A 17910-nucleotide genomic window follows, 5' to 3' on the forward strand; every position below is an offset into this window, starting at 1 on the left:
GATGACCAGATCTGGAACCTCAAGCGCGGCGGCCACGACTACCGCAAGGTCTACGCCGCGTACAAGGCAGCGACCGAGTTCAAGGGCAAACCCACCGTCATCCTGGCCAAAACCGTCAAGGGCTACGGACTCGGACCGCACTTCGAAGGCCGCAATGCCACCCACCAGATGAAGAAACTCACCCTGGATGACCTCAAGGAATTCAGGGACTACTTGAGGATTCCGATTTCCGACGCACGGCTGGAAGAGGACCCATACAGCCCGCCCTATTTCCACCCCGGTGCGGACGCTCCCGAGATCGCCTACCTCCTTGAACGAAGAAGGGAACTAGGAGGTTACACGCCCGAGCGCCGGCCCAACCACAAGGCCATTGAACTGCCCGACGCCAAGACCTTCGACGTAGCCAAGCGCGGCACGGGCAAGCAGCAGGCAGCCACCACCATGGCCTTCGTCAGGCTCCTCAAGGACCTGCTCCGCGACAAGAAGTTCGGGCACCGGATCGTTCCCATTGTTCCGGACGAATCCCGGACCTTCGGCATGGATGCGTTCTTCCCGACCGCAAAGATCTACAACCCGGGCGGCCAGAACTACCTGTCCGTGGACCGGGACCTGGTCCTGGCCTACAAGGAATCCGCCCAGGGCCAGCTGATCCACCCCGGCATCAACGAAGCCGGCGCCGTCGCAGCCTTCACCGCCGCCGGCACCGCCTACGCCACCCACGGGGTGCCGCTGATCCCGGTCTACGTGTTCTACTCCATGTTCGGCTTCCAGCGCACCGGCGACGCCTTCTGGGCAGCCGCGGACCAAATGACCCGCGGCTTCATCATCGGCGCCACCGCAGGCCGGACCACCCTCACCGGTGAAGGACTGCAGCACGCCGACGGGCACTCCCCCATCCTCGCCGCCACCAACCCGGCAGTGGTCACCTACGACCCCGCCTACGGCTACGAAATGGGCCACATCGTCCGCGACGGCATCGAGCGCATGTATGGACCTGAGGCTGCAAGCGGCGAAGGAACCGGAGCCGCATCCGATAAAAACCTGATGTACTACATCACCGTCTACAACGAACCCATCACCCAGCCCAACGAACCGGAGAACCTCGACGTCAACGGTGTGCTGAAAGGCATCTACCGGGTGTCGGCGTCGGGCACTGGGGGTCCGAAGAGCCAGATCCTGGCTTCGGGCGTTTCGGTGCCGTGGGCGCTGGAGGCCCAGCGGATCCTGGCTGAGGACTGGGGCGTCTCGGCGGACGTCTGGTCCGTCACGTCCTGGAACGAGCTCCGCCGCGACGGCCTGGCGGCCGAGGAGGAAGCCTTCCTGAACCCCGGTGAACCGGCCCGGATCCCGTTTGTGGCCCAGCAACTGGCCGATGCGCAGGGCCCCGTCGTGGCGGTCTCGGACTACATGAAGGCCGTCCCGGACCAGATCCGGCAATTTCTGCCGCATCAGTTCGCCTCGCTCGGCGCGGACGGCTTCGGCTTCTCCGACACCCGCGCCGCGGCCCGCCGCTTCTTCAAGAACGACACCCACTCGATCGTGGTGAAGACGTTGCAGCTGCTCGCGGCAAGGGGCGACGTGGAGGAGGGCGCGCCGTCGTACGCCATGGACCGCTACAAGCTCCTGGATGTCAACGCCGGCACCACCGGCGGAGCGGGCGGCGACGCCTGAGCGGCTCATCCCTACGACAGTTGACGGCAGTCGTCCTCTGGAACAACCGCCGTCAACTGTCGTGTGGCTGGATAGGCTGGGGCGATGGCTGACTCACTGGAACCGCGTACGACGGCGGTGCTGCTCGCCGCCGGGGCGGGCACCCGTTTGGGACGGGGCCCCAAGGCCCTGCTGCCGTTCCGCGGCCGCACCCTAGTGGAAGTGCTCGCCGGGGTGCTGCTCGACGGCGGCTGCCGCGACGTCGTGATCGTCCTTGGGGCCGACTCGGCGAACGTCGGCAACACCGCGGACCTGACCCCGTACACCGTCGTCCGGAACCCTGACTGGCAGACCGGGATGGGCGGTTCGTTCCGGTCTGGCGTTGCGGCCGCGCCCGCCGGGGACCATGTGCTGATCGCGCTCGTCGACCAGCCCGGGCTGACCCGGGAAACAGTGGCCCGGCTCCTGTCGTTGCACCGGCCGGGCCGGGTGACTGCCGCCGCCTACCACGCGCCGGACGGGTCCCTCGAACGGGGTCATCCGCTGCTGCTGGACGCCACCTTGCGTGCCGAAGCGGCGGAATCAGCAAGGGGCGACGCGGGTGCACGCTTCTTCCTCGGGGCCCACCCGGAACTCATCGACCTGGTGGACTGCAGCGACCAGTCCGGCGGCGGGGACCTGGATTCACCGGACCAGCTGGGGCTGCTCGACTAGCAGTTCAGGGCCGCATTCCCGCTGCGAGCAACTCCTCCAGTCCGCGTTTGAAGCCGGACCGGCCGCCATGGGCGGGATGCCTGATCTTCGTCGCGTCCAGTCCGCTCCGCTGCAGGCTGCGGTGCGCCACGTTGCCCACCGCCACCACGGTTTCAATGGGAAACAGCTCCGTCAGCGACTGCCAGAACGGTGTTCCGAGTGCTGCTTCCGCTGCCGTGGGAGTGCGGTTGGTCAGCGGACGTCCCGCCACGTGCGTATGCCACGGACAGGCGCTCCACAGCAGGGGCAGGAATTCCAGCTCGGCCAGCACGTCCCACATCACCGTCGCGGTGGGCTCCGCGGCAATCCCCGCAGCATCAGGCGGCAGCACGTAGCCCTTCCTCGGTCCGAACAGCCCGAAGCTGTTGGCCGGCCCCTCAAACATGGTGCGGTTCGTGAAGGGAACTCCGGTGATCCGCATGCCCCTGAACCCGGGGGCCTCCCCCACCAGCAGCACCTTCGGGGCGCGGTCCAGCATTTCCTGGAGGTAGATCTGCAGGTTCCGCCGCCGCTGCGCATTTTCCGGGACGGCGTGATCGAAGAAGTTGTTGCACGCCGTCCCGGTTGCCACGGCCGCGAGCCTGTCAACGAAGGCCGCTATGGACGGCGTGCTCACGTTGGCCCCCTTCCAAGCGCGAACGGGCAGATATGGCCCTCGAAAGCGGCCGGGTTGCGGTCATTATCTGCCCGTTCGCGCCGAGGTGACCCGGCTACCAGCGCGGGTGGATCGCTTCGCGGAAGTAGCGGTCGTAGATTTCATGGACACCTACGTCGAACGTCGCGTCGATGCCGCTGACGCCCGCGGCGGCAGCGTTGGAGCGGGCCTGCTCCACGTTCCGCGCCCCCGGGATGACGGTGCTGACACCGTCCTGCGCCGCGATCCACGCGATGGCCGCCTGTGCGGTGCTGACGCCGTCGGGCACCAGTTCCTCGAACTCGGCCACCGCTTTGAGGCCCTGCCCGAAGTCCACGCCGGAGAAGGTCTCCCCGACGTCGAACGCGGAGCCGGTGCGGTTGTAGTTCCGGTGGTCGTCCGCCGCGAAGGACGTGTCCTCGGTGTACTTGCCGGAGAGCAGGCCCGAGGCGAGCGGGACCCTGGCGATGATGCCCACCCCGGCTGCCTCGGCAGCGGGCAGCACTTCGTCCAGCGGCTTGAGCCGGAAGGCGTTGAGGATGATCTGCACGGTGGCCGTGCCTTCGTGGCGCATGGCTTCGAGGGCTTCGTCGGTCCGCTCCACGCTGACGCCGTAGTTCCGGATGGCACCTTCGGCCACGAGGATGTCCAGTGCGTCGTAGACCTCGGCGTTGCTGTACACGGCAGTGGGCGGGCAGTGCAACTGGACCAGGTCCAGCTGCTCGAGGCCCAGGTTGCGCCGGGACCGGTCCGTCCACTCGCGGAAGTTGGCGAGGTTGTAGTTCTCCGGCTGCTGGTCCATCCGGCGGCCCATCTTGGTGGCCACGGTGATGTCCAGGCCCGGGTTGTCCGCCAGGAACGCGCCGATGGCCTGCTCGCTCCGGCCGTCGCCATAAACGTCCGCGGTGTCGAAGAACGTGACGCCCTCTTCCACGGAGGCGGCCAGGATGGCCTGCGCCTGCGCGGGGTCCACGTTGCCCCAGTCCGCGCCAAGCTGCCACGTGCCCAGCCCAACGATGGAGACGTTCCGTCCGGTCTTGCCCAACAATCGCTTTTCCATCATCCGACTATAGGCCGTTAGCGCTCTCAAGGCGCGTGGCCAGTCCCGCTTCCTTCAGCCCCAGGTAGATCTTGTCCCGTGCGATGGGGAGCTCGGCGAACCTCACCCCCGTGGCGTTCCGGATAGCGTTGGCAAGCGCCGGTGCCACCGGGTTGAACGGGCTCTCGCTCATCGATTTCGCCCCGAGCGGGCCCAGTTTGTCGCTGGTCTCGGCGAAATAGACCTCGCTGCGGGGCACGTCCGCGAAGGTGGGGATGTGGTATTGCCGCAGGATGTCCGTGGTGACCTTCCCGCCGTCGTCCACCTTCACTTCCTCGTACAGCGCGGCGCCGAGGGCCTGCGCGATCCCGCCTTCGACCTGCCCGCGGCATTGCCGCGGATTGACCACCACGCCGGCGTCGGCGGCCTGCACGCTCTGCAAAATCTTCAGTTCGCCGGTTCCGGTGTTGACTGCCACCCGGAAACCCTGGACGTTGAACGCCACCGATCGCGGTGTCCCGCCCCAGTGCCCCTCGGTGGCGAGTTCGACGCCGGCGGCTTCGGCGGCGTCGAAAATATCCGTCAGCGGCACCCGGGTTCCTTCGCACACCACGGCGTCCTCCTCCAGCACGACGCCGGAGGACTGCACCTGGCGGATGCCCGCGGCGAACGCCCGGATCCGGATGGCGAGTTCTTCCGCCGCGGCCAGCGTGGCCTTGCCGGCCACCACGGTTCCGGCGGAGCCGAACGCGCCGGTATCGTGCTGGACCAGGTCCGTGTCCGACTGCCGTACGGTGATCCGCGCCGCCGTCGTGGACAGGGCGGTGGCCGCGAGCTGGGCGTGGACGGTGGTGGTGCCGTTGCCGAATTCGGCGGTCCCGACGTCGGCGGCGTACGTTCCGTCCTTAAGGAGCCGGAGCCTGGAGTGGGCAAAATGGCCGCGCGGCGGGACCGTGTCGATCATGGACAGCGCGGTCCCCTCCCCCGTGACCCAGTCCGGGCCCAGGTCATCGAGGCCGGCGGCCCGGTAGCGTTCGAGCCCGCGGGCAAGGGCGTCCTGCACCAGGCTGGTGCACTGGTCCAGGCCGTAGCTGCCGTAGTGCACGTCCTCTTCCGGTTCGGAGTGCGTGGAGAGCATGTCGTCGCCTTCGAGGACCATGTTGCGGCGGCGGAACTCCAGCGGATCCATCCCGATTCCGGTGGCGAGTTCGTCGATGCCCGACTCGATGGCGAAGATCATCTGGCTCAGGCCGTAGCCGCGGAACGCCCCGGACGGCACCGTGTTGGTGTAGACCGCGTGGGCGTCCACCTTCTTGTTGGCGCACTTGTACACGCCCAGGGATTCGCCGCAGCCGTGGAACATCACGCCCGGGGCATGGTTGCCGTAGGCGCCGGTGTTGGTGAGCACGTCCAGCTGCAGCGCGGTGAGCCTGCCGTCCCTGCTGGCACCGGCTTTGAGGTGGATGGTGAACGGGTGCCGGGTGGTGGCGGCCGTGAACTGTTCGGTCCGGGTGAATTCGAGCTGCACCGGGCGCTTCAGTTTCAGCGCGGCAAGGGCCACGACGTCCTCGGTGAGCACCTCCTGCTTGCCGCCAAAGCCGCCTCCCACGCGGCCGGCCACCACGCGGATCTGTTCCTCGGGCAGGTCAAAGACCCGCCCGAGGGTGCGCCGGACCAGGAACGGGACCTGGCTGGAGGTGCGGACCTGGAGCCGGCCGTCGTCGTCGACCGAGGCGATCGCGGCGTGCGTTTCCAGCGCAGTGTGCTGCACGCGGTGGGTCCGGTAGGTCTGTTCATGGATGAAGTCGGCCTCGGCAAACCCGGCGGCTACGCTGCCCAGTTCCGAATGCAGCTCCGCCACAACGTTCTGTTCGGGCCGGCTGATGCGCGCCGTGGCCGCGTCCTTCCCGCCGTGGACCGCCGGGGCCCCGTGGCGCATCGCTTCCTCGGGAGTGAAGACCGCCTCCAGCACCTCGTAATCGACGTTGAGGGCGCGCACGCCGGCTTCCGCCGCCGCCACGGAATCGGCGACGACGGCGGCAACTTTCTGCCCGATGAACCGGACGACGTCGTCCAGGACCCGGGTGTCGTCCGGATCGTCGGTGTACAGCTCATGCTGGGCCGTGGAGAACAGCTGCGCGGGGGCGTCCTCGTGGGTGAAGACGGCCACCACGCCGGGAATCTCCAGTGCGGCGGTTGAGTCGATGGACAGTACCCGGGCGTGGGCGTGCGGTGACCGCAGGAGTTTCAGGTGCAGCAGTCCGGGCAGTTCCTCCGCGGGCACGTCCAGTGTGTAGCGGGCCCTTCCTGTCACGACGGCGAGGCTCGCCGGGGCGGGAACGTCGGCACCAAGCTGGCCCGGCTTGGGCTCGGGCTGCCCTTCGCCGGCGATCCCCGAACCGGGACCCTTGGGGTCCGGGTGTCCTTCACGGCCGCAGACGGCGTCCTCGATGGCCCGGTAGCCGGTGCAGCGGCAGAGGTTTCCCTTAAGGTTCCGGGGCAGGTTTTCCTTTTGCCCCTCGTCGAACGTGGCGGCCGTCATCACCATGCCGGCAGTGCAGAATCCGCACTGGAACCCCTGGCGGTCCAGGAACTGCTGCTGCATCGGGTGGAGGGCGTCGGCGTCGGACGCGGTTCCGTCCGCGGTTCCACAGGTCCCTGCCAGCCCCTCAATAGTGGTGACGGCGTGCCCTTCGGCCCGAACGGCCGGGTAGATGCAGCTGTGGACGGGCGTGCCGTCCACGTGGACCGTGCAGGCGCCGCAGTCGCCGCCGTCGCAGCCTTTCTTGACGCCGAAGTTGCCCTGCTCCCGCAGGAAGGTGCGCAGGCACTGCCCGGGACGCGGCTCGGCCGCAGCCGGGACGCCGTTGATTTCAATGGCGCGGGTGGTCTCGTTGGCCATGCTCAGGCCCCTTCCTGCTGAGGCGAAGCCTGCGGTGAAGACGTTTGCTGTGGTGAAGCTGAGTGCTGTGGAGATTTTCGCTGCGGCGGCCAGAAGTCCCCGGAAACACGGGCCGGCGGAACCCCGGCAGGGGCTGCCAGTTCTGCCCTGATTTCCTCCGCGAGCCGGTAGGTCATGTCCTTCCGCCAGGCGGGCAGCCCGTGGATGTCGTCGTGGTAGAGCTCCGCCGGGATGGCGGCGTCGAGCGCTTCGACGAGGGTAGCTGCGGAGACCGTAGCGTCGGACTGCGCGGCGAAGCGCAGCTGCACGGGGCGCTTCGTGGCGGCGGTGACGGTGAGGACCAGGGTGCCGTCGGCGTCGAGCCTTCCGATCAGCAGCACCCCGGACCGTCCCAGGTTGCTCAGCGACAGGCGCCGGAACGCCACGCGGGACGCAAGCGCCGACGCCGGGAGGTGGATGCTGCGCAGGAGTTCGCCGGGTGCCAGGCAGTTCTTGCCGTCCCCCGTGACGAAGCTGGCCACCGGCACCGTGCGGCTGGTCCCGCCGGGGCCCAGCACAGTAGCTTGCCCGTCGAGGGCGGCGCACAGCGAGATCATGGGCCCGGCCGGCAGCGAGGTGCAGAGGTTGCCTCCCACGGTGGACATGTTCCACACCTTGAATGAGGCCACGAAGGAGTCGCAGCAGGGCCGGATGAGGTCCAGGGCGGTCCAGGCAGCTGCCCTGTCCTGGCTGGCGGAAGCGGGCCCGGCGGCAGGCGCCACGGCATCGGACTCCGGCAGGGCATAGAGTTCGGCCACTGTGCAGGTCGCTGCAAGCTCGATGCCGTTATCCGTCACCGTGACGGCGGGCCAGCCGGCGTCACCGAGGTCCAACAGGCGCCGAAGCGGCTCCTTGCCGAAGGCGAGGCTCCCGTAGGAGAAGAGGACTGTTCCGCCGGCGAGCCAGGCATCGCCGTCGCGCCATTCTGCCGGGTCCTGGGTGCGGACCACGGCCTCGATGGTGTTCATGTCCATGGGGTCTCCTGGTGTTGCGGGGTGCTGAAGTTCTGAGTTGTAACGGTGTGGATGGGGCCGGTGTGAATGGGGCCGGCGCCGTCCTTCAGCGACGATGCCTGCACGGATGCACCGGCGGTGCGGCTGCGGCTGGCCACGAGTTCGGCGGTGATGGACACCGCCACTTCGGCCGGGGTGACTGCACCGAGGTCCAGTCCGATGGGCGAATGCAGCCGGGACAGGTCTTCGGCGGTGACGCCCGCGGCAAGCAGTGAGTCGACGCGCTGCCGGTGGCTGCGGCGCGATCCCATCGCGCCGACATAGGCCAGGTCCAGGCCCAGCGCGGTTTGCAGCAGCGGGATGTCGAATTTGGGATCGTGGGTCAGGACGCACGCCACGGTCCGGGCGTCGATCCGTCCTGCCGCTGCTTCCCCGGCCAGGTAGCGGTGCGGCCAGGCCGTGACCACCTGCTCCGCACCGGCGAAGCGTGACTGGCTTGCGAAGGCCGGCCGGGCATCGCACAGCGTCACGTGATAGCCCAGCAACTGGGCGGCGGGCAGCAGGGCTGCGCCGAAGTCGTTGGCGCCGAAGATCAGCAGCCGGGCGGGTGGCAGCCGGCTCTCGACAAGCAGGTTGATCGGCTCCGGGCTCGGTTCCGGGCCGGTGGCCGAGTTCGTAGCGTGGTTTTGTGGCACAGTTGCGCCGGAAACGCAGCCCTCCGGCGGGGCAAGCCGCACCAGGCCGGTCCGGCCGCCGCGGAGCAGCGGTTCCAGTTGGGCAGCGGCTGCCCGCAGCAACTGCCGTGCGGCCGGTGCGCCGATGGATGCCAGTCCCATCAGCGCCGCAAGTTCAGCCGAGGAATCCACCCGGAAGCTGGCCGGATCCGGGATCACAACGGCGCCGCCCCCGTTCGCGTCCACCCTCCGGATCAGCGCGAGAGCGCTGGCGGGTCCGGGACCGGCAAGGGTCCGCAGCTTCTCCAGCCGGAGCCCTTGGGGCGCCGAGCCCAGCGGCTCGATGTGGATCTCCAGCTCACCGCCGCAGGTGAGCCCGACGGCGAACGCGTCCTCGGCGCTGTAGCCGAAAAGCTCACGGCGGGTGCCGCCGTCGTGCATCGCCTGCAAGGCCGCCTCCACGACGGCGCCTTCAACGCAGCCGCCGGACAGGCTCCCCAGCACTTCGCCGGCTTCGGACACGAGCATGGACGTGCCCAGCGGCCTCGGCACGGATCCGCCCGCGCCCACCACGGTGGCCACTGCGCAGCGCTGGCCGGTGACGGCCGGCTGCCACTCCCTGAGTGAGGGCATCAGATCCAACATTGCTGCACTCCCTTTTCCTGTGCGGCGATGGTGTCCATATTCTCGTTCCTATCCTGCGCCGGGGGAAGCACCGGCAGTTGTGGCGCCTGCGTCAGTTTCATTGCGGTTTTAATGCGGTTGAGTTGGCCGCCAGTTGGCGGACCGCATTTTGGTGGACCGGGGCCGGCCCCATCTGCCTGCCCCGGTCCGGTCTAAAGGTGTTCCTACGTCCGGGTTCCTACGCGCCCAGCAGGGCGTTGATGGGACCGCGGGCGAAGTACACCAGGAAGCCGGCCGTGACCACCCACATGAGTGGGTGCACTTTCCGGATCTTGCCCGAGCAGGCGCTGATGACCGCCCAGGAGATGAAGCCGACGCCGATGCCGTTGGCGATGGAGTAGCTCAGCGGCATGGTGACGATGGTCAGGAACGCCGGCAGCGCCACGGAGAATTTGCTGAACTTGATCTCGCGGATCTGGGCCATCATCATCGCGCCCACCACCACCAGGGCGGCGGCGGCAACTTCCAGCGGCACCACCGAAGTGAGCGGTGTCAGGAACATCGAGCCCAGGAACAGCACACCCGTGACCACGGAGGCCAGCCCGGTACGGGCCCCTTCCCCGATGCCCGCGGCGGAATCGATGTACACGGTGTTGGACGACCCCGAGGTCGCACCTCCGGCCACGGCTCCCAGGCCTTCAACGATGAAGGCCGACTTCAGCCGGGGGAACGTGCCGTCCTTGTGCGCCACGCCGGCGCTCTTCGCCAGGCCGGTCATGGTGCCCATGGCGTCGAAGAAGTTGGTGAACACCAGCGTGAACACCAGCATGGTTGCGGCGAGCCCGCCGATCCGGCCGAAGGCGCCGAACAGGTCGAACTGGCCCACCAGGGACAGGTCCGGGGCGGACACCAGATGGCCGGAGAGGACAGGGGTGTTCAGGTGCCAGCCGCCGGGGTTGCTCGCGCTGCCGGGGCCGATCTTCATAACGGCCTCAACCACGGCGGCCAGTGCGGTGGTGGCCACGATGCCGATCAGCAGGCCGCCCTGCACCTTCCGGGCCACGAGGACTCCCATGACCAGCAGGCCCACAATGAACACCAGGGTGGGAACCGAGGTGATGGATCCGTTGTCGCCCAGCTGGACCGGAGGACCGGCCGTGGTGGCCCGGACAAAGCCGGAATCCACGAACCCGATGAAGGCGATGAACAGGCCGATGCCCACCGTGATAGCGGCCTTGAGCTCCTTGGGAACCGCACGGAAGATGGCGGTCCGGGCGCCGGTGACACCGAAGAGGACGATCAGGATGCCGTTGATGACCACCAGGCCCATGGCCTCGGCCCAGGTGACCTCCTGGATAACGGCCACGGCAAGGAAGGAGTTGATGCCCAGGCCGGCCGCGAGCCCGAAGGGCAGGTTGGCGATCAGCCCGAACAGGATGGTCATGACGCCGGCGGTGAGGCCGGTGACCGCGCCCACCTGCGCTGCGGACAACCAGCCGCCGGCAACATCGGTGGGGGCATTGTCAGCGCTGAAGCCACCAAGGATCAGCGGGTTCAGGATGACGATGTAGGCCATGGTAAAGAACGTGACCAGGCCGCCGCGCACCTCGCGGGCCACAGTGGAACCGCGCTTGGTGATATCGAAGAAACGGTCCAGGAAAGCGTTCGTCGGCTGCGGGCGCTTGGGGCCTGTTTTTGGCGACTCCGCGGGCGGCTGCTGCCGCCCGCCATGTTGCGGGTGGCCGCCGGAGGTGGTGTCCAGGATTGTCATCTCAGCCACCGGCCCTAGTAGTCAATCCTGGATTCAAGCGTGTTCCAGGTGTTGAACGGTTCGAGGATCGGCGGTGCCTGCGGGTCGTCGAGTTCCAGCTTGGCCACCGGCATGAGCGCGTCGCGCCCGCCGTTTTCGAAGTACTCGTAGAACACGGCGTCGTCGAAGCCCACGGAGGCGGCGTCGTGCCGGTCCGCCGCAAACACCACCCGCTCCACCCTGGCCCACAGCGCCGACGCGAGGCACATGGGGCACGGCTCGCAGCTGGTGTAGAGGGTTGCGCCGGTGAGGTCGAACGTGCCCAGCTCGCTGCAGGCGCGGCGGATGGCCGTGACTTCGGCGTGGGCTGTGGGGTCATTCGTGGCCGTGACGCGGTTGACGCCGCCGAACGTTTTTCCGTCTGCCGTGACGATGACGGCGCCGAACGGGCCGCCGCTGTTCAGGACGTTGGCCGTGGCCAACCTGATTGATTTGGCCAGGTAATCCTGGGCCGTGACGGTGGTACTCATGATGCGACTCCCTTTGCTGGGAAGCCGGTACGCCGAGGTGGGACGAAATGGCCAGATGCGACGGTTACCAGGCTTCAGCATGTGCTTTTGAAGGTTAAGTTGCGCCTGGTAGATAGCTTCCCCGGAGTCCGGGGGCCCGCCTTTGGCAAAATCGAGATTAGCACCGGAACGTGAGCTGCGCCATAGGTTTTGGAAAGTTAATTTCGTGATGTGAAATTGAGTCGGCCGGGCGGGGCCCCGGAAGGGGGGCCGCAGGCTGTCACAATCCAGTACGTTGACGCGGCGCTTCCCGCCGTCCTACGCTGATGCCCAACCGGCGCTCGCCTTCGACTGCGCCGGGAGCCTGGATCAGCAGACAGGCCCTCACTGAGCTGGCATTTCATCCGCACGCTCAGACAGGACTCCTCCTTATGGCTACCCGACCCTCCGCGCACCGGCTCTGGATCCGGAACCCGCTCGCGGCCTTCACCGCCAACACCCTGGACGCCTCCGGCGGCATCGTGGTGAGCGGCGGTGTCATCACGGAAGTGCTCGCCGCCGGCCAGTTGCCGTCAGGTCCCTGCCGGGAAACGTTCGACGCCGGCAGCCACGTCCTGCTTCCCGGCCTGATCAACACCCACCACCACTTTTACCAAACGCTGACGCGCGCCTGGGGTCCGGTGGCCAACGCCCCGCTGTTCCCGTGGCTGCAGAACCTGTACCCGGTCTGGGCGCGGCTCACGCCGCGGGACCTGGAACTGGCCGCTACGGTTGCCCTCGCGGAGCTGCTGCTCTCCGGCTGCACCACTGCTGCCGACCACCACTACCTCTTCCCGGACGGCATGGAGGACGCCATCGACATCGAGGTCCGCGCGGTGCGGGAGCTGGGCATGCGGGCCACGCTCACGCGCGGTTCCATGACGCTCGGGGAGGACGACGGCGGGCTGCCGCCGCAGTCCACCGTCCAGGCGCCGGATGTGATCCTGGCGGACAGCGAACGGCTCATCCGCGAGTACCACGAGCGCGGCGACGGTGCCGTGATCCAGATTGCCCTGGCCCCGTGTTCGCCGTTTTCCGTGACCAAGGAGATCATGGCCGAAAGCGCCTCACTCGCAGAGCGGCACGACGTCCGGCTGCACACGCACCTGGCCGAAACCCTGGACGAGGAGGACTTCTGCCGGGAGATGTTCGGGCTGCGCACGGTGGAATACCTGGAGAGCGTGGGCTGGCTGACGGACCGGACCTGGCTGGGCCACGGCATCCATTTCAGCGACGCGGAAATCGCCGCGCTGGGAGCCGCTGGCACCGCCGTCGCGCATTGCCCCACGTCCAACATGCGGCTGGCTTCAGGCACGGCACGCGTGCTGGAACTTGAGGACGCAGGCGTCCCGGTGGGGCTGGGAGTGGACGGTTCGGCGTCGAACGATGCCTCCAACATAATCCTGGAGGCGCGGCAGGCGCTGTACCTGCAGCGGCTGCGCTACGGTGCGCAGGTCCCGGTGGAGCGCGCGCTGGGTTGGGCGACGCGGGGGTCGGCGGCCGTGCTGGGCCGCGGTGACCTGGGGCAACTGGCGCCGGGAATGCAGGCGGACCTGGCCCTGTTCAAACTCGACGAGCTGCGGTTCTCCGGCAGCCACGATCCGGTGGCCGCGCTCCTGCTGTGCGCAGCAGACCGGGCCGACCGGGTGATGGTAGGCGGTCAATGGCGGGTGGTCGACGGGCAGATTCCGGGGCTGGATATTGCCGGGCTAATCGCGGAGCACTCGGCCGCGGCCCGGAAGCTGGTGAACGGGTAGCCGGGGCCTATGCCCCGGCATCCGATCGTTGCTAGCGTTGCGGCATGAGCCCGTCGAAGACTCCGGCCGAGATCCTCACCATTGACGGCGCCGAGGTTCGCATCTCGAGCCCGGACAAGGTGGTGTTCCCCGAGCCCGGGCTGACCAAGCTCGACCTGGTGCGCTACTACCTCGCAGTCGCGGATGGTGCGCTGCGAGGCGCCGGGGGCCGGCCGATGGTGCTCAAGCGCTTCCCGAAGGGCATCGACGCCGAACCGTTCTTCCAGAAACGCGTGCCCGAAAACCACCCCGACTTCATCGACACGGCAACACTGCACTACGCCTCCGGGACATCGGCCGAAGAGGCCGTTATCCGGAATGCCGCGGGCCTGGCGTGGGTGGTGAATCTTGGCTGCCTGGACCTCAATCCGCATCCCGTACGCGCCGAGGACCTCGAGCACCCCGACGAACTCCGGGTGGACCTCGATCCGATGCCGGGGGTCGACTGGTCTCAAATGGTGGACGTCGCCTATGTGGCGCGTGAGGTGCTCGACGACGCGGGGCTGGTCGGGTGGCCGAAGACGAGCGGCTCGCGCGGACTACACATCCTGGTGCGCATCGCGCCGCGGTGGTCGTACCGCGACGTGCGGCTCGCCGCGGAGACGCTCGCCCGCGAGGTGGAGAACCGCGCTCCCGGCCTGGCCACCGCGAGGTGGTGGAAGGAGGAACGCGGCGAGAGTGTGTTCGTCGACTTCAACCAGAACGCCAAGGACCGCACCGTGGCATCCGCCTACTCGGTCCGGCCACTGCCCGACGCCCGGGTTTCGACGCCGCTCACCTGGGACGAGGTCCGCAGCACCCGGCCGGAACAGTTCACGGTGCCCACGGTGCTGGAGCGCTTCGCGAACCTCGGCGACCCTCACGCCGGGATCGACGACGCGGCGGGCACGCTCGACGGGCTCCTCGCCCTGGCAGCCGAACTCGGGCCCGCCGAGAAACCGCCTCGCAGCGGTGATGGATCAGGACGCCGGCAGTCGGCAATGCCGCTGATCGAGGTGGCCCGGACCAGGACCAAGCCCGAGGCGCTTGCCGCGCTCGACGAGTGGAAGTCCCTGCACGCGGACGTCGTCCCGGCCCTGCACCCCGCCGACGTCCTGGTCGATGGAATGCGCGGATCAAGCTCGCTCTGGTACAGGGTGCGGGTGAACCTGCAGCACGTTCCGGATGCGGAGCGTCCGCCGCAGGAGGAGCTCATCGCCGACTACGATCCCTGGGCGGGCAGGGAGTGGCCGGGGCGCCCGGAGTCCTGAGGCCCGCGACACGCAAAGTGCCCGGCGACACGCACAAGGCCTGGCGACACCCGGATTCCGGTGTCGCCAGGCCTTGTGCGTGTCATCAGCGAATATGCGTGCAGCCAGCCCCGTTACGGACGTTGGCCGCCGAAACCCGGCAGGCCGTGGACCCAGCGCGAGAACCGGCCCGGGACGTGTTCCCGGTCTGCGGGCAGGTAGAAGTCCGGATCCGTTCCGCCTCCAAGGGGGAGGTAGAACTCCTGGACTGAGGGTGCCGCCGTCTGTGCCGGTGCAACCGGCGTTGTGTCCTGCTGGTACATCTGATCCTCCTCCGAGGTGGTTGATGGCTCGTTCAAAGATTCCGCAAAATGGAAAATAACTTTTGCTATGTGAAATAGCCTAGGGCGGACCCCTGGTGTTCGTCAATGGTTCCGGGCGCTTGCCGGTCATAATCGGATTTTTCAAGGAGTGATGTACACCACGGCAAAGCTCGGCTACGCTTTAAGTCAACTCGTGGCGTAGGTCACGTAACCTGGGAGCAGCAGGCAGGGTCGTAATGAGCTGGCGTCATTGGATGCCGGCTCTTTTTTGTTGGGTCGGCTCCATCAGAAACGCGTGCGAAACACGCGCTTAATTTCAATGATGGAACCTAGGTTCCACATCACGGAAGTTGGGAACAGACCATGAGCAGCAAAATCATCCTCGGCCAGAACCAGTACGGCAAGGCCGAAGTCCGGGTTGTAAAAATCACTCGCGACACCGACCGCCACGAGATCGAAGACCTGAACGTCACCTCGCAGCTGCGAGGGGACTTCGCCGCCGCCCACCTCGAAGGCGACAACAGCCACGTCGTTGCCACGGACACGCAGAAGAACACCATCTACGCGTTTGCCCGTGAGGGCGTCGGCTCACCGGAGGCATTCCTCCTGCGGCTGGGCGAGCACTTCACGTCCAGCTTCGGCTGGGTCACCGGCGGCCGCTGGGAAGCCGAGTCCTACAGCTGGGACCGGATCCAGGCCCACGGCGCGGAGCACGACCACTCCTTCGTGCGCAAGGGCCAGGAAGTCCGCACTGCGGTTTTGGTCCGCGACGGCGCGGCAGCACACCTCATCTCGGGCCTGAAGGACCTCACCGTCCTCAAGTCCACCCAGTCCGGCTTCGTCGGCTACCCGCGGGACAAGTACACCACCCTGCCGGAAACCACCGACCGCATCCTTGCGACGGATGTTTCCGCCCGCTGGCGCTTCAACGCCAACACCGACTTCAGCTCGCTCGACTTCAACAAGAGCTACGAAGACGTCAAGAGCCTGCTGCTGGAGGGCTTCACCGAGAAGTACTCCCACGCCCTGCAGCAGACCCTGTTCGACATGGGCGCCAAAGTTCTGGAGGCACACGGCGAGATCGACGAAATCAAGTTCTCGATGCCCAACAAGCACCACTTCCTGGTGGACCTCTCGCCGTTCGGCCTCGACAACCCCAACGAGGTCTTCTTTGCCGCCGACCGCCCGTACGGCCTGATCGAGGCCACCGTCCAGCGCGAGGACGCCGCCCCGGCGGACATCGCCTGGTCCGGCATCGCCGGCTTCTGCTAAGCCGCACGTAGCAGGCAGCGCCTGTGGTTGAGCCCGTCGAAATCCCCTGGGTATCGACGGGCTCGACCAGCAGCCATGCGTCGACTGAACCCGTCGAAATCCCCACCAATGATTGACAACTGTTAGCCAGACACCGTTAGCCAGACAAAGACGTCTGCCATGAACCAAGAAAGTCTGCCATGAACACCAAGAAGAAATCCGGCGCTGCAAAGGCCGCCACCGGCCGCAAGCAGTCCGACCGCCCCGAAGACCAGCGGCTGCCCCTCGGAAGCACATTCGCCTACGGCTTCCAGCACGTGCTCACCATGTACGGCGGCATCATCGCCCCGCCGCTGATCATCGGCGCAGCCGCCGGCATGTCATCGCAGGACATCGGCCTGCTGATCGCCGCCTGCCTTTTCGTCGGCGGCCTTGCCACGATTCTCCAGACGGTAGGCATCCGGTTCTTTGGATCCCAGCTGCCCCTGGTCCAGGGCGTGTCCTTCGCCGGTGTTTCCACCATGGTGGCGATCGTCCACGGCGGCGGCGGGATCCAGGCGGTCTTTGGCTCGGTCATCGCGGCCTCGCTGATCGGCCTGCTCATCACCCCGTTGTTTTCCAAGATCATCCGCTTCTTCCCGCCGGTGGTGACGGGCACGGTCATCACCACCATCGGCCTGACGCTGATGCCGGTCGCGGCCAACTGGGCCATGGGCGGCAACAGCAAGGCGCCGAACTACGGCAGCATGGCCAACATCGGCCTGGCCGCAGCCACCATGGCGATCGTGCTGCTGCTCAGCAAAGTGGGCAACGCCGCCATCTCCCGGCTTTCCATCCTGCTGGCCATGGTGCTCGGCACGGTGATTGCGTTCGTCTTCGGCATGGCGGATTTCTCCAAGGTGGGCCAGGGCGAAATCGTCGCGTTCCCCACCCCGTTCGCGTTCGGCCCGCCCACCTTCGAAATCGCCGCGATCATCTCCATGCTGATCGTCATCCTGGTGACGCTCACCGAGACCTCCGCGGACATCATCGCAGTCGGCGAGATCGTGGGCACCAAGGTTGACTCCAAGCGCATCGGCGACGGCCTGCGGGCGGACATGCTCTCCAGCGCCATCTCGCCGCTGTTCAACTCGTTCACCCAGAGCGCCTTTGCCCAGAACGTGGGACTGGTCGCCATCACGGGCGTCAAGAGCCGCTTCGTGGTCAGCGCCGGCGGCCTGATCCTGGTGATCCTGGGCCTCCTGCCGGTTCTTGGCCGGGTGGTCGCGGCGGTGCCGACGCCCGTCCTGGGCGGTGCCGGCGTCGTACTCTTTGGAACTGTTGCCGCCAGCGGCATCCGGACACTGGCCAAGGTGGAGTACCGGAACAACATGAACCTGATCATCGTGGCGGCATCCATCGGCTTCGGCATGATCCCGATCGCCGCGCCGGCGTTCTACGACAAGTTCCCGTCCTGGTTCGGCACCATCTTCCACTCGGGCATCAGCTCGGCCGCGGTCATGGCCATCCTGCTGAACCTGCTCTTCAACCACCTCAAGGCCGGCAATTCCGAGAACCAGTCCGTCTTTGTGGCCGGCACCGGCCGCGTGGTCCGCGAAGAAGACCTCAAGTGCCTGGCGGACGGCGACCGTTACGAAGGCGGCAAGCTGATCGACTGCGACGGCCAGGAAGTCCCGGTGGAGTCGGCGTCGAAATCTGACCACTAAGCCCACCGACTGGCACAACAAGCGCGAACGGACAGTTAC

At 67.3% G+C, this 17910-nt stretch carries 14 protein-coding genes; 6 read left to right on the forward strand and 8 right to left on the reverse strand.

The window, feature by feature from the left end; all coding sequences use genetic code 11:
• A partial coding sequence (locus AC07YR_RS13820) for a transketolase-like TK C-terminal-containing protein (RefSeq protein ID WP_494734316.1) occupies positions 1-1671 on the forward strand: 1671 nt, incomplete at its 5' end.
• 84 nt (positions 1672-1755) lie between these two features.
• A complete protein-coding gene (gene nboR / locus AC07YR_RS13825; RefSeq protein WP_494734317.1) occupies positions 1756-2364 on the forward strand; it encodes a nicotine blue oxidoreductase in 609 nt (202 codons plus the stop codon).
• A 4-nt stretch (positions 2365-2368) separates the two neighbouring features.
• Here nboR and AC07YR_RS13830 read toward each other — a convergent pair whose 3' ends face one another.
• The 7 genes from AC07YR_RS13830 to AC07YR_RS13860 all read right to left on the reverse strand — a co-directional run bounded on the left by AC07YR_RS13830 (position 2369) and on the right by AC07YR_RS13860 (position 11548).
• Positions 2369-3019, reverse strand: coding sequence for a uracil-DNA glycosylase (locus AC07YR_RS13830; protein ID WP_494734318.1), 651 nt, complete (start codon positions 3017-3019; stop codon positions 2369-2371).
• 94 nt (positions 3020-3113) lie between these two features.
• On the reverse strand, positions 3114-4097 hold the full coding sequence (locus tag AC07YR_RS13835; protein WP_055807669.1) for an aldo/keto reductase: 984 nt from the start codon (positions 4095-4097) through the stop codon (positions 3114-3116).
• Positions 4098-4104: 7 nt separating this feature from the next.
• On the reverse strand, positions 4105-6978 hold the full coding sequence (locus tag AC07YR_RS13840) for a molybdopterin-dependent oxidoreductase (protein ID WP_494734319.1): 2874 nt from the start codon (positions 6976-6978) through the stop codon (positions 4105-4107).
• Between the two features lie 2 nt (positions 6979-6980).
• Positions 6981-7991: an FAD binding domain-containing protein gene (locus AC07YR_RS13845; RefSeq protein ID WP_494734320.1), complete on the reverse strand. Its 1011-nt coding sequence runs from the start codon at positions 7989-7991 to the stop codon at positions 6981-6983.
• Positions 7982-9289 carry an XdhC family protein gene (locus tag AC07YR_RS13850; protein ID WP_494734321.1) on the reverse strand — a complete coding sequence of 436 codons (1308 nt, stop codon included), beginning with the start codon at positions 9287-9289 and terminating at the stop codon, positions 7982-7984. The genes AC07YR_RS13845 and AC07YR_RS13850 overlap by 10 nt, the downstream gene beginning before the upstream one ends.
• A 217-nt stretch (positions 9290-9506) precedes the next feature.
• Complete coding sequence (locus AC07YR_RS13855) at positions 9507-11039, reverse strand: NCS2 family permease (RefSeq protein ID WP_494734397.1); 1533 nt, start codon at positions 11037-11039, stop codon at positions 9507-9509.
• A 14-nt stretch (positions 11040-11053) separates the two neighbouring features.
• Complete coding sequence (locus AC07YR_RS13860; RefSeq protein WP_494734322.1) at positions 11054-11548, reverse strand: nucleoside deaminase; 495 nt, start codon at positions 11546-11548, stop codon at positions 11054-11056.
• Positions 11549-11958: 410 nt separating this feature from the next.
• Between AC07YR_RS13860 and AC07YR_RS13865 the strand changes: the two genes are divergently transcribed.
• Together AC07YR_RS13865 and ligD are read left to right on the forward strand one after the other, a co-directional pair.
• Positions 11959-13323: an 8-oxoguanine deaminase gene (locus AC07YR_RS13865; protein WP_494734323.1), complete on the forward strand. Its 1365-nt coding sequence runs from the start codon at positions 11959-11961 to the stop codon at positions 13321-13323.
• A 44-nt stretch (positions 13324-13367) separates the two neighbouring features.
• Positions 13368-14612 carry a non-homologous end-joining DNA ligase gene (gene ligD, locus AC07YR_RS13870; protein ID WP_494734324.1) on the forward strand — a complete coding sequence of 415 codons (1245 nt, stop codon included), beginning with the start codon at positions 13368-13370 and terminating at the stop codon, positions 14610-14612.
• A gap of 113 nt (positions 14613-14725) precedes the next feature.
• Here the strand turns inward: ligD and AC07YR_RS13875 are convergent, their stop codons facing one another.
• Positions 14726-14914 (reverse strand): hypothetical protein, encoded by a 189-nt coding sequence (locus tag AC07YR_RS13875; protein ID WP_055807224.1) that lies wholly within the window; start codon positions 14912-14914, stop codon positions 14726-14728.
• Between the two features lie 363 nt (positions 14915-15277).
• Here AC07YR_RS13875 and pucL point away from each other — a divergent pair, with 363 nt between their 5' ends.
• Together pucL and AC07YR_RS13885 are read left to right on the forward strand one after the other, a co-directional pair.
• Positions 15278-16186 (forward strand): factor-independent urate hydroxylase, encoded by a 909-nt coding sequence (gene pucL / locus AC07YR_RS13880; RefSeq protein ID WP_494734325.1) that lies wholly within the window; start codon positions 15278-15280, stop codon positions 16184-16186.
• Between the two features lie 179 nt (positions 16187-16365).
• Complete coding sequence (locus tag AC07YR_RS13885) at positions 16366-17871, forward strand: nucleobase:cation symporter-2 family protein (RefSeq protein WP_494734326.1); 1506 nt, start codon at positions 16366-16368, stop codon at positions 17869-17871.
• Positions 17872-17910 lie beyond the last annotated feature (39 nt).

It is taken from the genome of Arthrobacter sp. GW460-12-1-14-TSB2, from assembly GCF_059423525.1.

Coding starts and splice junctions, on each gene's coding strand:
- nboR (WP_494734317.1), top strand. CDS start 1,756: ATGGCTGACTCACTGGAACCGCGTACGACGGCGGTGCTGCTCGCCGCC.
- AC07YR_RS13835 (WP_055807669.1), bottom strand. CDS start 4,097: ATGGAAAAGCGATTGTTGGGCAAGACCGGACGGAACGTCTCCATCGTT.
- AC07YR_RS13840 (WP_494734319.1), bottom strand. CDS start 6,978: ATGGCCAACGAGACCACCCGCGCCATTGAAATCAACGGCGTCCCGGCT.
- AC07YR_RS13845 (WP_494734320.1), bottom strand. CDS start 7,991: ATGGACATGAACACCATCGAGGCCGTGGTCCGCACCCAGGACCCGGCA.
- AC07YR_RS13850 (WP_494734321.1), bottom strand. CDS start 9,289: ATGTTGGATCTGATGCCCTCACTCAGGGAGTGGCAGCCGGCCGTCACC.
- AC07YR_RS13855 (WP_494734397.1), bottom strand. CDS start 11,039: ATGACAATCCTGGACACCACCTCCGGCGGCCACCCGCAACATGGCGGG.
- AC07YR_RS13860 (WP_494734322.1), bottom strand. CDS start 11,548: ATGAGTACCACCGTCACGGCCCAGGATTACCTGGCCAAATCAATCAGG.
- AC07YR_RS13865 (WP_494734323.1), top strand. CDS start 11,959: ATGGCTACCCGACCCTCCGCGCACCGGCTCTGGATCCGGAACCCGCTC.
- ligD (WP_494734324.1), top strand. CDS start 13,368: ATGAGCCCGTCGAAGACTCCGGCCGAGATCCTCACCATTGACGGCGCC.
- AC07YR_RS13875 (WP_055807224.1), bottom strand. CDS start 14,914: ATGTACCAGCAGGACACAACGCCGGTTGCACCGGCACAGACGGCGGCA.
- pucL (WP_494734325.1), top strand. CDS start 15,278: ATGAGCAGCAAAATCATCCTCGGCCAGAACCAGTACGGCAAGGCCGAA.
- AC07YR_RS13885 (WP_494734326.1), top strand. CDS start 16,366: ATGAACACCAAGAAGAAATCCGGCGCTGCAAAGGCCGCCACCGGCCGC.